This window comes from Ferribacterium limneticum (assembly GCF_020510625.1).
Taxonomy (GTDB): domain Bacteria; phylum Pseudomonadota; class Gammaproteobacteria; order Burkholderiales; family Rhodocyclaceae; genus Azonexus; species Azonexus limneticus_A.
Genome location: NZ_CP075191.1, coordinates 1,380,583 through 1,392,286 on the forward strand (window position 1 = coordinate 1,380,583; position 11,704 = coordinate 1,392,286).

The window sequence follows — 11,704 nt, forward strand, 5'->3', positions numbered from 1 at the left end:
CTCTCAGGCGCTGGCTACCGCCTGGTCGGCGACGATGCGGCCGTCGACCAGTTCGATGATGCGGTCGCAGCGGGCCGCCAGGCGCGGGTCGTGGGTGACGATCAGGAAGGTGGTGTGCTGGCGGCGGTTGAATTCGCGGAGCAGGGCGAAGACGTCGTCGGCCGAATGGGTGTCGAGGTTGCCGGTCGGCTCGTCGGCCAGCACCAGCGACGGGTTGGTGACCAGGGCGCGGGCGATGGCGACGCGTTGCTGTTGGCCGCCGGACAGCCGGTTGGCCAGATACTGTTTGCGGTCGGCCAGGCCGACCTGATCGAGCAGCTGGCCGGCGCGTTCGAACATTTCCGCATCCGGCCGGCCCCGGGCGACGAGCAGCGGCATGGCGACGTTTTCCTCGGCGGTGAAGGCCGGGATCAGGTGGTGGTGCTGGAAGACGAAGCCGATGCGCTGGCCGCGCAGGCGGGTCAGGCCGGTGTCGTCGAGCTGGCCGCTGTCTTCGCCGTCGATGTGCAGATGGCCGCTGGTCGGCCGGTCGAGCAGACCGATCAGGTTGAGCAGGGTGCTTTTGCCGGAGCCGGACGGGCCGATCAGGGCGGCGAACTCGCCGCGCCGTAGCGTCAGGTCGATGCCGTGCAGGATCTCGCTCTCCACCTCGCCGCTGCCGTAGGACTTGCGGATGCCGGCCAGGTGCAGGACGCGGTCGTTGGATTCGGCCTTGGATTCAGCCACGGATCGCCACCACCGGGTCGAGTTGGGCCGCACGGCGGGCCGGCAGCAGGGCGGAGAGGATGCCGACCAGGCTGGCGCCGCCGGCCGCCAAGGCGACCAGGCCGGGTTCGACGCCGATGACGAACATCGGCGTGCCGTCCGGGTTGCGCGCCAGCAGTTGCCACAGCATCAGGAAGCTCCAGGCCAGTGCCGAGCCGAGCAGCGAGCCGAAAAAGCCGACGATGCCGCCCTGCAGCAGGAAGATGCGCCGCATCTGCGCCTGCGTCGCGCCCATGGCGCGCAGGATGCCGATTTCCTTGCCGCGCTGGATGACCGAAACGACCAGCACGCTGGCGATGCCGAAGGCGACCGAGAGCGCGATGAAGAAGCGGATGACATTGCTCGACACCCGCTGCGAGGTCAGCGCGGTGACGAACTGGGCGTTGGTCTTGATCCACGAATCGGCGGTCAGCCCGGTTTCGCCGGCGATGCGGCGGGCGAGTTGCTCGGCTAGGTCGAGGTCGTGCAGCGCCAGGTCGATGCTCGATACGCCGCCGACCAGATCGAGCAGGCTTTGCGCCGTGCGCAGGCCGACATAGACGTTGCGGGCATTGACGCCCTTGTTGCCGAGGTCGAACAGGCCGGTGATGGTCAGCGTGTCGCTGCGCCCGTCGGCCGCGCTCAGGCGCAGCTTGTCGCCGACCTCGGCGCCGAGATCCTTGGCCAGTTCGATGCCGATCACCGCCTCGCCGGCGCCGACCCGCAACTGCCCGGCAGTCAGCCGCTCGGCCAGGGAAATGACCCGGTTGTAGCGTTCCGGCTCGATGCCGACGACGGTAATCGCCTTGTTGGCCTCGCCGCGCACAGCGAAGGCCGGGCCGGAGGCGACCGGCGAGACGGCGGCGATTTCCGGCCAGGTTTCCAGGCGGTCGCGCAGCGTCTGCCACTGGTCGATGGCGCGCAGACGCTGGGCCTGTTTCTGCAGGCGCAGGGCAGTGCTGTCGGTGGCATGCTGCGGGCGGGCGATTTCCTCGGGCGGCAGCAGCGTGATATGGGCCTGCGAGGAGAGCGTGCGCTTGATCAGGTTGGCCTGCAGGCCGGAGAGCAGCGCCGACATGAAGACGATGACGGCGACGCCGACCCCGACGCCGACGATGATCAGCAAGGACTGCATCCGCCCCTCGCGCAGAAAGCGCACGGCGGCGATCCATTCGAAGGGCATCCAGGTTTTCAATGTTGGCCCTTATTTCCACTTGACCGCAGCCACCCGGCGGCCTTCGCCGAGCGTCGCGCTGGCCGGCAGCACAGCCTCGCCTTCGCTCAGGCCCTCGGCCACCTCGCAGCGCCCGGCGCCGCGCAGGCCGAGCTTGACCGGTTGGCGCACCGTGCGGCCGTCGCGCACCGCCATCACCCAAGGCTGGCCGCCGGCATCGCGCACGCTGTCGCAGGGCAGGCTCAGGGCATCCGGCCGGCGGGCGGCTTCGATGTCGATGGAGACGGTCATTTCGTGGCGCAGGGTGGCCGGCGGTTGGGCCACGGCCAGGCGGATTTCGACCGAGCCGCGCAGGGCGTCGATCGACGGCGCGATGTAGCTGAGCGTGGCCGGGAAATGCTCGCCCGGGTAGGCATCGGCCGACACCAGGGCGTTCTGGCCGAGGGCGAGCAGGCCGAAGTTCTTCTCGTCGATCTGCGCCGTCAGTTCGGTGTCGCCGTTCGGTGCCAGGGTGAGCAGGGCCTTGCCCGGTTGCGCCGTGTCGCCCGGCTCGACGCTGCGCGTCAGCACCCGGCCGGCGACCGGGGCGCGCAACGTGGCGTAGGCCAGGCGGGCTTCGGCCACGGCCAGTGCGGCGCGGGCCTGCTCGACATTGCTGCGGGCGACGCGCACCTCGCTACCCTGCGGCCGGTTGCTGGCCGCCTGGATCTGCGCCGCCTGCAACTGGCTGGCCGCTACGTCGCGGGCACGCTGCGCGTCGTCGAGCTGGGCCGGGCTGTAGAAGCCCTTGGCGACCAGTTCGCCGACCCGCTGGTACTGGCGCTCGGCCTGGCGGGCATTGGCCTCGGCCTGGCGCAGGCTCTGCTCGGCCAGCGGCAGGCTGGCTTCGCCGATCTGCTGCAGGCGGCTTTCGGCCTGGGCTAGGCTGGCCCTGGCCTGGGCGACGCTGGCCTGCCATTCGGCGGCGTCGAACTGGAGCAGCACCTGGCCGGCAGTGACCGCATCGCCCTCGCGCACCGCCACGCCGGTCACCCGGCCGGTGATCTGGCTGGCCACCTCGACCCGCTGCGGCGTGCGTACCCGGCCGCTGGCGACCACGGCCTGGCGCAGTTCGCCGCGTTCGACACGCGCCACCTCGGCCCGCTCGCCGCCCAGGCTGAAGTAGGCAACGGCAGCCAGGGCGGAACCGCCGAGCAGCAGGGCAAGGCGGCGCGGGCGGGGAAAGCGGGCGAGGATTCCGGTCATGGGGTCTCGGTGGGTTTCGTGGGGTTCGGCGGCAGTTTACGGGAAAGCGGCGTCATCGCGTCGACTGCCGAGAAGGCGGCTTCGTTGCGCCGCGCGGCATCGCCGCTCGTCCAGCGCAGCAGCGGGGCGGCGGCTTTGGCCGTGTTGACGGTGGTGCAGGCGTCGATGCACAGGCCGCATTGCGTGCAGGAGAACATCCAGCGCTTCAGGCTGCGCGGTTTCAGTCGCATCGGGCAGACGGCATCGCAGGCGCTGCCCTGGCCTTCCAGGCAGGTGGCGCATTCGGCCAGGCGCGAACGCTCGGTGCCGACGACCAGGGCGCGCCGGTTGCTCATCCAGGCCAGGCTTTGCAGGATGCCGACCGAGCAGCCGTAGCGGCAGAACAGGTGGCGGGCGAAAAGCAGCTCCAGGCTGAAGGCGACGGTGCCGGCGATCAGCAGCCAGACTTCGCCGGGCAGCAGGGTGCCGCGGAGCAGGCTGCCATAAACGTGGCGCGGCGGCATGATGTAAGTCAGCGCGGCCAGCGTGAAGATGAAGCCGCTGGCCGCGGCAATGGGTAGCATCGGCAGCCAGGCCCGCCAGTCGTGGACGCGGGGCTGGCCGTTCGGCTGAATGGGCGGCAGCGCCTTGCTTTCCCACAGCGTCGGCTTGCCGATGGCGCGGACGAACAGGCTGTTGAGCCATTCGACGACGCCGAAATGCGGGCACAGCCAACCGCAGTAAATCCGGCCCCAGCGCCGGGTGGTGTAGATGAAGACGATGATGGCGACGACCAGCGGCAGGATCAGGCGCAGCACGATGTTGAGCACGGCCTGGGCTGGTGGAATGCGCTTGGCCAGCAGGTCGTCGATGCCCAGCTGCCAGGGAAAGGTCAGGACATAGGCGTGCTTCTCGACCATGTCGTAGCGGAACAGGTCGAAGACCGGCGCCAGCACGAAGAGGGCGAAGAAGCCGAGTTGCGTCACCCGCCGCCAGGCTTGCTCGGTGGCGGGGCTCATCGGGCGAGCAGCTTCAACGCAGCGAAATCCAGTAGGCCAGCAGGATCAGCCCGGAAACCAGGATCAGCCAACCTTCGAGCAGCACCCGCCACATCCGCGGCGCCTCGCGCAGTTCCATGAAATCGAGAATGACCAGGCGGCCCTTGATGAAGGCGATGACCAGCATGGCGACGATGGCCGAGGTGCCGGCCGCGCCAACCTCGCCGAGATACCAGGTGATGACCGTGGCCACGATCAACACCAGCCAGGCCCGATGGGCGGGATTCTTCAGCATGACCATGATCAGCGCATCACATAAACGAGGGGGAAAAGGATGATCCACAACAGGTCGACCATGTGCCAGTACGCCGCGCCACTCTCCAGGCCGTGCGCGTCTTTTCTGGTGTAAGCCCCCTGGCGGGCATGCGTCCAGATCACGGCAAGGATCACCATGCCGAGAATGACGTGCATGAAATGGAAGAAGGTTAGCGAGATGTAGAACATGTAGAAGGTGTTGGTCGACATCGTGATGCCGGCGCCGAACTTGGCCGCGTACTCGATCACCTTGACCACCAGGAAACCGCCACCGCACAGGAAACCGAGCAGGATGTTGCGCGGCACTGCCGGCAGATCGTCGCGATGCGCCGCCTGCACGGCGCGCACCACGAACCACGAGCCGGTGATGAGCAGGAAGGTGTTCAGCGCGCCGAGGTCGCGATTCACCGTCTGCTGGAATTCGTTGAACAACTCGACATTCTTCGCCCGGGCGAAGGCATAGGCGGCAAAGAACACCGCGAAGACGAGCATTTCGGACAGGATGAAGACCCAGATGGCGAGGTCGCCGGGCAGGCGGCGTTGCCGAAGCGACAGGGATTCCAGGGCGAGGGTGGTCATGGCCGGGATTCAGGTTTAGGGGTAAAGGGCGGCACCGAGGGTCAGCCTGCGTGTTGTTTCGGGGCTGTCGTGCGCAATGGCCGGCAGCAGGCGCAGCCTTGGCCTGCCGCCAGCCGAACGTCCACCTTAGAAAACCAGGACCTTGCGCTGGGCTTCCAGCACGGTGCGGGCCATGGCGTCCGGCTTGGCCGGGGTGATGCCGTCCTTCAGCTTGTCGGGCGTGTTGCCGCTGTTGGGCAGGTAGAGCGCGCAGACGTTGGCGGTGGCGCCTTTCTTGATGGCGCCGTCGAGCAGTTGGGCCGGGGTGACGTCCTGCGGCTTGAGCTTGTCGCCGCCGGCCTCCTTGAGGGCGAGGTCGCCGGCCTTGTCGCAGAGCAGCACCTGCACCTGGGCGCCCTGGCCCTGCATCTGGTTGGCGAGGACGAGAGCGATGCCCTGGGTCATCGGGCTGGCCGAGTTGAGGATGATGGTGGCGGCCTGCGGGTCAGCGTGGGCGGCGGAGAAGGCGAGCAGGCTGGCGGCGGCGAAGAGGGATTTTTTCATGATGGTCCTTGGGATGGGTTGAAGGTCAGGCGTTGCGGAGGGCTTTGGTCCACGCTTCCATGGCCTGGTTGGCCGGCTGCATGGGGGCTTCGAGGAAGCTGATGACGTACTTGTCGCCCATGTCGGCGATGCCGATGGAGCGGGGACGCACGGCCAGCATCTGTGGGGTCGGGATGGCGAAGCCGAAGCAGAAGATGATGTCCACGGCGGCCGTCATGCCCTCGACGATGGGGCCTTCGATCTTGCGCGTGTGGGCGTAGTGGTCGAAAACGCCGATGAACTGGACCTTCGGGTTCTCGGCGATACGCGCCTGGTAGTAGGCAACCAGTTCATCGACGCTGCGATAGGTGGTTTCGTTCTTGCCGATTTCGGCAACGAAGATGGGGTATTTCTCTTGAAGCAGGGTTTGTTTCATCGTGGTTCTTCCGTAGTAAGAAATCAGTTCAGGTAATTGATGCGGATGCTGGCAACGAGGGCGGCGATCTGCGAACTGCGCAAGGCGTAGTAGGTGCGGGTGCCGACAATGCGCGAGCGCAGCACGCCGCGGTCGGCCAGTTTGTGCAGGTGCAGGGAGATGGTCGGCAGCGGCCGGCCAACGCGTTCCTGGATTTCGCCCACCGAGGCCTCGCCATCGGCCAGCAGGCACAGGATGCGCAGGCTGAGCGGATGGCCGAGGGCCTGCAGGCAGCGGGCTGCCGCGCCGAATTCCGTTTCGGCCTTTTGCAGACCGGCCTGGCTGCCGGTTGTCGAGTGGCGCGCCGACAGGCCGGTTTGAGAAGAATTGATCGCTGATTTTTCCATGGCTCAATACTTGATTTGAAGGTTGATCGGTGCCCCGTCGGCGCCCGGAAAATCGAAGGTGCTATCGTTGAAGCGCGGCGGGCCGACAACCTGCGGGTTGTTGGACAGGGCGTAGCCCTCCAGCGGAAACATGCCGAAACGCAGGTTCAGCTTGTTGTCGCCATTGGCATCGTGATAGGCCATCAGCGCGTAACGCCCGGGTGGGATGTCGTTGAACACCAGGCTGGTCTTGCCCTTTTTTGCCGGCTGGCTCAGCAGCTTGAAGGCCCGGTCTTCCTTGCGGAAGCTGTCCGATTCGCGATAGAGCGAAACGCGAAGATTGCCGCTGTCGTCGCGCAGGCCATCGATCTGAACCGTCAGTCTGGCGTTGTCGGCCAGGGCCGGTTGCGCACCGAGCAGGCCGGCCACCAACAGGCCGCTCAGGCCAAGCGGAGGGCAGCGCGGCTTAATGGGCGTGCCCATGGTCGTGCTCGTGCTCGTGGCAATGGTTGTTGGGCACGGACGGCAGGGCGGTCAGGGCGCCCGCCAGAAAGGCGCGCACTGCCTCGTCCGGGTTTTCCTCCGCCGTGACGACGGGCAGCACACCCTGATTCTTCAGGCGCAGGTAAAGCCCGTTGCCCATGCTGCCGGTTATCAGGACGTTGATGCTGGCCAGTGGCGCGGCGAACTGCTGGTGGCTGGCGTGAAAACTTTGCTCGATCGGCAACTCGACCAGTCGCTTGTCTCTGACCTGGCCTTGTTCGATGTCGTAGATCCAGAAGTTGCGGCACTTGCCGGCATGGCTGGTGATCGTCTTGCGATTCTGGCTGCTGATGGCGATTTGCATGGTGCTCTGTCGTTCAAGAGAAATGGAGGGGTTGGGGCGTAATACCGTTCAGTTAGGTGTCATTCCCGCGAAAGCGGGAATCCAGGCACCACGCATTTACTGGGTTCCCGCTTCGCCCGCCGCGAAGCGGAGTTCCGGGTGTGTCGAGGCCGCGGGAACGACAAACGCAAGAGTTATTCGACTAACTGAACCGCATTGAGGATTGGGGCAGTTATTCATGTTCAGGCCTTGTCCTGCTCGTCGCTGCCGATGAGCAGGCGCGTGTCGCTCAGGTACTTGTGGGGCGGCACTTCCAGGTTGGTCGGCGCCGGCTTGTTCTTGAACACGCGGCCGGCAAAGTCGAAGGTCGAGCCGTGGCAGGGGCAGAGGAAGCCGCCCGGCCAGTCTGCACCGAGCGCCGCTTCGCCCGGCGTGAAGGCGGGGGAAGGCGAGCAGCCGAGATGGGTGCAGATCCCGATGGTGACCAGCATCTCGGGGCGACGCGACCGGGTCTCGTTGGTGGCGTAGGCCGGTTGTTGATGCTTTTCCGAGGCCGGGTCAACCAGCATCGGCTCGGCCTTCTTCAGCGCGGCGAGCATTTCCGGCGTCCGGTTGAGAATCCACACCGGCTTGCCCTGCCACTCGACGATCAGCATCTCGCCCGGGGCCAGTTTTCCGATGTCGACCTCGACCGGCGCGCCGGCTGCCTTGGCCCGTTCGGAAGGCATCAGGCTGGAAACGAAGGGCACCACGGCAGCGATGGTCAGCACCCCGCCGGCACCGACGGTGGCCATCATCCATTGGCGGCGGGTAGGGCTGGCGCAGGTGGTGAAGGATTCACCCTGGCATAGGCATTCGGACATCGCTTGCTCCTCAGTGGCGGTCGGTGACGGGGATGAATTTGAGCAATTCGCGGAACTGTTCCCGGCTCAGCAAGGCCTGCATACGGTTGATGGTGGCGATCTGCGCTTCGGTTGCACCGCGCTTGAGTGCCGCCAGCTCGTCCAGCCGTGGCTGCAAGTCGGCGAGCGGCACCGCGTTGTCGAGCAGGTCGCGGGCGATGGCCTGCTCCAGCTTTTCCGCCTGCGACAGTCGGGAAAAGACCTTGAGCGGGGCTTCTGCCATCAACTCGCGCAGCACGTCGCGCTGGGCATCGTTCAGGCCCAGCACCTCGGCCTTGTCGAGCGAGGTGCGCAGCAAGTGGGGCAGGTTGGCGGGCAGGATCAGCGCGTAGTCGACGGTTTGCGGCGGCTGGTGCTGGGCGTGGTCATCAGCGCTGGCCGGCTGGACGGTGAGCAGGATGAGGCCAAGGGCGAGGATGAGCTTCTGCATGGTGCGTGTCCCGGAAGGCAAAATAGATGGAATGACCGCATTTACTTATCAATATGCGTGCCAGTCGGCTGGTGAAATTAATGTTCATAAAATCATTGGCTTAGGTTGTTTGAAAAAGGCTGCTGCGGGGCTTTGTGGCAGTAATCGTGGCAGTTATTTGGCGGTGGCAGTTAAAATGGCAGTTATCGCCTGAACGGAGATGCACAATGTCCAAGCCGGAGCAGCCCCCTCGCGAACTGGTGTCCTTTATCGAAAGCCTGAACGAGCCGCATATCCTGTGCGACCGCAATTACCGCATCCTGGCAGCCAACGAGGCCTATCGGGTCAAATGGGTCGGCCAGCGCGAGGTGGTCGGGCGCACCTGCTACGAGGTTTCCCATCGTTACTCGGTGCCGTGCGACCAGGCCGGCGAATCCTGCCCCTTGCAGCGCAGCCTGCGCTCCGGGCAGCGCGAACGGATCGTGCATTTGCACCATACGCACCTCGGTGAACAGTTCGAGAACATCGAGTTGACGCCCATCCGCGACGACACCGGCGAAATCGCCTACTACATCGAAAAGCTCGATCCGCTGCCGGTGCAGCGCAGCGAGGAACACGCCCGGGGCCTGCTCGGCCGTTCGCCGGCCTTTCTGGCAATGATGGAAATGGTGGCGCGCGTCGCACCGTCGGATGCCGCCGTGCTGCTGCAGGGCGAGTCGGGAACCGGCAAGGAACTGGTCGCCAACGCCATTCACCAGTTGAGCCGGCGCTCCGCCAAGCCTTTCGTTGCCGTCGATTGCTCGGGGCTGGCTGAAACCCTGTTCGAAAGCGAGCTGTTCGGGCACGAGCGGGGGGCTTTCACCGGTGCCGTGACGCGCAAGGTGGGGCTGGTCGAGGCCGCGGCTGGCGGCACGCTGTTCATCGACGAGGTGGGTGATATTCCGCTGACCATCCAGGTCAAGCTGCTGCGCCTGCTCGAAACCGGCACCTTCCGCCGGGTCGGCTCGACCGAGCTGCTCAAGGCCGATATTCGCGTGGTCTCGGCAACCCACCGGCCGCTGAGCGACATGGTGGCTGATGGGCGGTTTCGCCAGGATCTGTTCTATCGCCTGAACATCTTTCCCATTTACCTGCCGGCCCTGCGCGACCGGCGGGAAGACATTCTGCTGCTGGCCGAGGGCTTGCTGGCCCGGCTGGTTGCGGGGCGCAATCTCCGCTTTTCGCGCGAAGCCATCGCCTGGCTGCGCGATTACGCCTTCCCCGGCAACGTGCGCGAATTGCGCAATCTGCTGGAGCGCGCCTGCCTGCTCTGCGACGGCGACGAAATCGATCTCCGCCACCTGCCCAGTGCCGGCGAAATCCGCTCGTCGCGGGCGCCGGCCGGCCTGGCTGACCGGACGGCATTGACCGACCATGCTTTACTCGAATTCGCGCGCAGTTTTTCCGGCAATCGCAAGGCCCTGGCCCGCCAGCTTGGCCTGTCGGAACGTACCTTGTACCGGCGCTTGAAGGCCTTGGAGGGGTAATCTATTTCCGGCCGAACCGGGCGCTCAGCCAGGTCAGAACAATGGCCGCGAGCGGAATCAGCAGGGCAAACATGGGCTGGTCGAGCTTCTCGGGCGCCCAGACCAGCAAAATGCCAAGGCCGAACATCATCAGGCCGGAGAGCAGCTTGAGTAGCCGGCCCTCACGCTCGCTCAGCTTGCGGCTGCCCAGCGTGCGGACAAAGCCGATCACGATGAGCAGCAAGGGCAGGACGTAGATCAGGTTGTAGAGCAGCAGGTAGAGGTAGTGCTGGCCGGTACCTTGCTCGCGCAGGGTGAGCAGGCGGGTGAAGACCATCGGCAAGCCGGCCGTGCATAGCAATTCGTAGAAATTGGCGGCAATCGCCAGCAGCACGGTTGCCGCCAGCATGGTCGGCAACCGTTCGGCCTGCAGCAAACGCCGGCTGCGCTGAAACAGGTCGGCCTGGCGCGTGTCGCTGATCGACAGGGAAAGCCCCTGCTTGAAGGCGAAATAGTCCTTGATGTTGAGCACGCCGATCAGCACGGCGACGATACCTGCCGTTGCGGTGATCCACGGCAGGTTGCCGACCACCATGAAGACATTGAGCCAGGCCGCCATGAAGGCGAAATAAAGCAGGCCGGAGAAGGCCACGAAAACGCCGCCGATCAGCAACATGCGGCTGCGCTGGCGCTGGTGGGTCAGCAGCGAGAGCAGGAAGAGCAGCACGAAAAAGGCGCAGGGATTGAAGGCATCGAGACTGGCCAGCAAGATAGTCAGTACCGGCAGCGACAGGTCGCCCAGATCGATCGTGCCGAGCAGGGGCAAAGCCAGCGAGCGACCGGCGGCGGGGGAAAGCGGCTGCCCACCCTGACAGGCCTTGAGGCGGTCGAGCAATTGCGCGACATGGTCGGGGTCATCGCTCCAGCCGACGTCCATCTGGCCGCAATAGAACAGCGTGGGGACGGCCTGCGCGCTTTCGCCAAGTGCCTCGGCCATGTGCTGGAAGCGCTCCAGCGCAACGGCGGACTGGGTGATTTCGTGCGTCTGCAAATCCAGCCAGGGATGCTCGGCAGCCAGGGCTTTCAACTGCGGCAAGGCTTCCTGGCAGTGGGGGCAACTGAGCGACCAGAAGACATGCAACTCGACGCGATTCGCGCTCCATCCGGAGATCGGGATGATAGCCAGGAACAGGGCAAGGCAAATGACGCGGGAAATGACGCGGAAAAGGGCGCGGAAAAGGGCGCGGAATGGCATGGCTGGCGTTGGCTGGAATGAGGCTTCCAACACAGTTTAGTTCGCCTTCTGCGGCCTGGGCAGACAAAAAAATGGCGGGGGCAAGCCCCGCCGAAATTCACGCAAGTCTGTTTCCGCCAGGAGGGAGGATATTCATCGTCCATGGCGCATCGGGTGCATCTATATCAAGTTGCGTGCCAGCATGAGAAATCAATTAAATATAGAATAATCAGTGGCTTGCATTTGGAATAATGGCAGAAAAGACTGCCGTTTGGCATTCTGGCAGTGCCGTGGCAGTGTTTTCGGGAGGGCGATGTGAACAGGATTCAGGCCGGGAAAGGCAAAAAGGGTGACGCTGAATGGCGACCTGGCCGGATGATGGCCCGTTGTAAACGGAAGGCTGCGGATTGGCCTCCATGTCGGCGTTCGCCAATAGAAAAACCGGCCTTAAGCCGGTTTTTTGCGATCTTC

General features: G+C 65.2%; 16 protein-coding genes. 2 read left to right on the top strand and 14 right to left on the bottom strand.

The annotated features are described in order from the left end of the window. Positions 1–3 precede the first annotated feature (3 nt). From KI617_RS06570 to KI617_RS06630, 13 genes are all read right to left on the bottom strand, one after another. A complete protein-coding gene (locus KI617_RS06570) occupies positions 4–726 on the bottom strand; it encodes an ABC transporter ATP-binding protein (RefSeq protein ID WP_226451209.1) in 723 nt (240 codons plus the stop codon). Continuing rightward, positions 719–1,927 (bottom strand): ABC transporter permease, encoded by a 1,209-nt coding sequence (locus tag KI617_RS06575; RefSeq protein ID WP_226451210.1) that lies wholly within the window; start codon positions 1,925–1,927, stop codon positions 719–721. Before KI617_RS06575 ends, KI617_RS06570 begins: the two co-directional genes overlap by 8 nt. Positions 1,928–1,948: 21 nt before the next feature. Next, positions 1,949–3,163, bottom strand: coding sequence for an efflux RND transporter periplasmic adaptor subunit (locus tag KI617_RS06580; RefSeq protein ID WP_226451211.1), 1,215 nt, complete (start codon positions 3,161–3,163; stop codon positions 1,949–1,951). Next, the gene (locus KI617_RS06585) at positions 3,160–4,161 is read right to left on the bottom strand and encodes a 4Fe-4S binding protein (RefSeq protein WP_226451212.1); all 1,002 of its coding nucleotides are present in this window, start codon (positions 4,159–4,161) and stop codon (positions 3,160–3,162) included. Before KI617_RS06585 ends, KI617_RS06580 begins: the two co-directional genes overlap by 4 nt. A gap of 13 nt (positions 4,162–4,174) precedes the next feature. Then, complete coding sequence (locus tag KI617_RS06590) at positions 4,175–4,435, bottom strand: cytochrome C oxidase subunit IV family protein (protein WP_319004141.1); 261 nt, start codon at positions 4,433–4,435, stop codon at positions 4,175–4,177. Between the two features lie 8 nt (positions 4,436–4,443). Further along, positions 4,444–5,034: a cytochrome c oxidase subunit 3 family protein gene (locus tag KI617_RS06595; protein ID WP_226451214.1), complete on the bottom strand. Its 591-nt coding sequence runs from the start codon at positions 5,032–5,034 to the stop codon at positions 4,444–4,446. A gap of 126 nt (positions 5,035–5,160) precedes the next feature. Next, positions 5,161–5,577: a hypothetical protein gene (locus KI617_RS06600; protein ID WP_226451215.1), complete on the bottom strand. Its 417-nt coding sequence runs from the start codon at positions 5,575–5,577 to the stop codon at positions 5,161–5,163. Positions 5,578–5,602: 25 nt separating this feature from the next. Then, complete coding sequence (locus tag KI617_RS06605) at positions 5,603–5,992, bottom strand: DUF6858 family protein (protein ID WP_226451216.1); 390 nt, start codon at positions 5,990–5,992, stop codon at positions 5,603–5,605. Positions 5,993–6,015: 23 nt separating this feature from the next. Beyond that, positions 6,016–6,378, bottom strand: a complete 363-nt coding sequence (locus KI617_RS06610; protein ID WP_226451217.1) for an ArsR/SmtB family transcription factor — start codon at positions 6,376–6,378, stop codon at positions 6,016–6,018. A 3-nt stretch (positions 6,379–6,381) separates the two neighbouring features. After that, on the bottom strand, positions 6,382–6,840 hold the full coding sequence (locus KI617_RS06615) for a DUF2141 domain-containing protein (protein WP_226451218.1): 459 nt from the start codon (positions 6,838–6,840) through the stop codon (positions 6,382–6,384). Next, on the bottom strand, positions 6,824–7,204 hold the full coding sequence (locus KI617_RS06620) for a NifB/NifX family molybdenum-iron cluster-binding protein (RefSeq protein ID WP_226451219.1): 381 nt from the start codon (positions 7,202–7,204) through the stop codon (positions 6,824–6,826). The genes KI617_RS06615 and KI617_RS06620 overlap by 17 nt, the downstream gene beginning before the upstream one ends. A gap of 221 nt (positions 7,205–7,425) precedes the next feature. Continuing rightward, a complete protein-coding gene (petA, locus tag KI617_RS06625; RefSeq protein WP_226451220.1) occupies positions 7,426–8,046 on the bottom strand; it encodes a ubiquinol-cytochrome c reductase iron-sulfur subunit in 621 nt (206 codons plus the stop codon). 10 nt (positions 8,047–8,056) lie between these two features. Continuing rightward, complete coding sequence (locus tag KI617_RS06630; protein ID WP_226451221.1) at positions 8,057–8,515, bottom strand: hypothetical protein; 459 nt, start codon at positions 8,513–8,515, stop codon at positions 8,057–8,059. On the opposite strand from KI617_RS06630, the gene KI617_RS06635 reads away from it, so the two are divergent. Both KI617_RS06635 and KI617_RS06640 read left to right on the top strand, forming a co-directional pair. Continuing rightward, positions 8,514–8,708, top strand: coding sequence for a hypothetical protein (locus KI617_RS06635; RefSeq protein ID WP_226451222.1), 195 nt, complete (start codon positions 8,514–8,516; stop codon positions 8,706–8,708). The genes KI617_RS06630 and KI617_RS06635 overlap by 2 nt on opposite strands. A 13-nt stretch (positions 8,709–8,721) precedes the next feature. After that, positions 8,722–10,020, top strand: a complete 1,299-nt coding sequence (locus tag KI617_RS06640; RefSeq protein ID WP_226451223.1) for a sigma-54 interaction domain-containing protein — start codon at positions 8,722–8,724, stop codon at positions 10,018–10,020. Position 10,021: 1 nt separating this feature from the next. Here KI617_RS06640 and KI617_RS06645 read toward each other — a convergent pair whose 3' ends face one another. Further along, positions 10,022–11,287, bottom strand: a complete 1,266-nt coding sequence (locus KI617_RS06645; RefSeq protein ID WP_226451224.1) for a TlpA family protein disulfide reductase — start codon at positions 11,285–11,287, stop codon at positions 10,022–10,024. Positions 11,288–11,704: the final 417 nt, after the last annotated feature.

What these genes read in the sequence shown, in the direction of transcription:
- KI617_RS06615 (WP_226451218.1), bottom strand. Translation starts at nt 6,840, where the DNA reads ATGGGCACGCCCATTAAGCCGCGCTGCCCTCCGCTTGGCCTGAGCGGC.
- KI617_RS06620 (WP_226451219.1), bottom strand. Translation starts at nt 7,204, where the DNA reads ATGCAAATCGCCATCAGCAGCCAGAATCGCAAGACGATCACCAGCCAT.
- KI617_RS06580 (WP_226451211.1), bottom strand. Translation starts at nt 3,163, where the DNA reads ATGACCGGAATCCTCGCCCGCTTTCCCCGCCCGCGCCGCCTTGCCCTG.
- petA (WP_226451220.1), bottom strand. Translation starts at nt 8,046, where the DNA reads ATGTCCGAATGCCTATGCCAGGGTGAATCCTTCACCACCTGCGCCAGC.
- KI617_RS06610 (WP_226451217.1), bottom strand. Translation starts at nt 6,378, where the DNA reads ATGGAAAAATCAGCGATCAATTCTTCTCAAACCGGCCTGTCGGCGCGC.
- KI617_RS06640 (WP_226451223.1), top strand. Translation starts at nt 8,722, where the DNA reads ATGTCCAAGCCGGAGCAGCCCCCTCGCGAACTGGTGTCCTTTATCGAA.
- KI617_RS06590 (WP_319004141.1), bottom strand. Translation starts at nt 4,435, where the DNA reads ATGCTGAAGAATCCCGCCCATCGGGCCTGGCTGGTGTTGATCGTGGCC.
- KI617_RS06630 (WP_226451221.1), bottom strand. Translation starts at nt 8,515, where the DNA reads ATGCAGAAGCTCATCCTCGCCCTTGGCCTCATCCTGCTCACCGTCCAG.
- KI617_RS06595 (WP_226451214.1), bottom strand. Translation starts at nt 5,034, where the DNA reads ATGACCACCCTCGCCCTGGAATCCCTGTCGCTTCGGCAACGCCGCCTG.
- KI617_RS06600 (WP_226451215.1), bottom strand. Translation starts at nt 5,577, where the DNA reads ATGAAAAAATCCCTCTTCGCCGCCGCCAGCCTGCTCGCCTTCTCCGCC.
- KI617_RS06605 (WP_226451216.1), bottom strand. Translation starts at nt 5,992, where the DNA reads ATGAAACAAACCCTGCTTCAAGAGAAATACCCCATCTTCGTTGCCGAA.
- KI617_RS06635 (WP_226451222.1), top strand. Translation starts at nt 8,514, where the DNA reads ATGGTGCGTGTCCCGGAAGGCAAAATAGATGGAATGACCGCATTTACT.
- KI617_RS06585 (WP_226451212.1), bottom strand. Translation starts at nt 4,161, where the DNA reads ATGAGCCCCGCCACCGAGCAAGCCTGGCGGCGGGTGACGCAACTCGGC.
- KI617_RS06575 (WP_226451210.1), bottom strand. Translation starts at nt 1,927, where the DNA reads ATGCCCTTCGAATGGATCGCCGCCGTGCGCTTTCTGCGCGAGGGGCGG.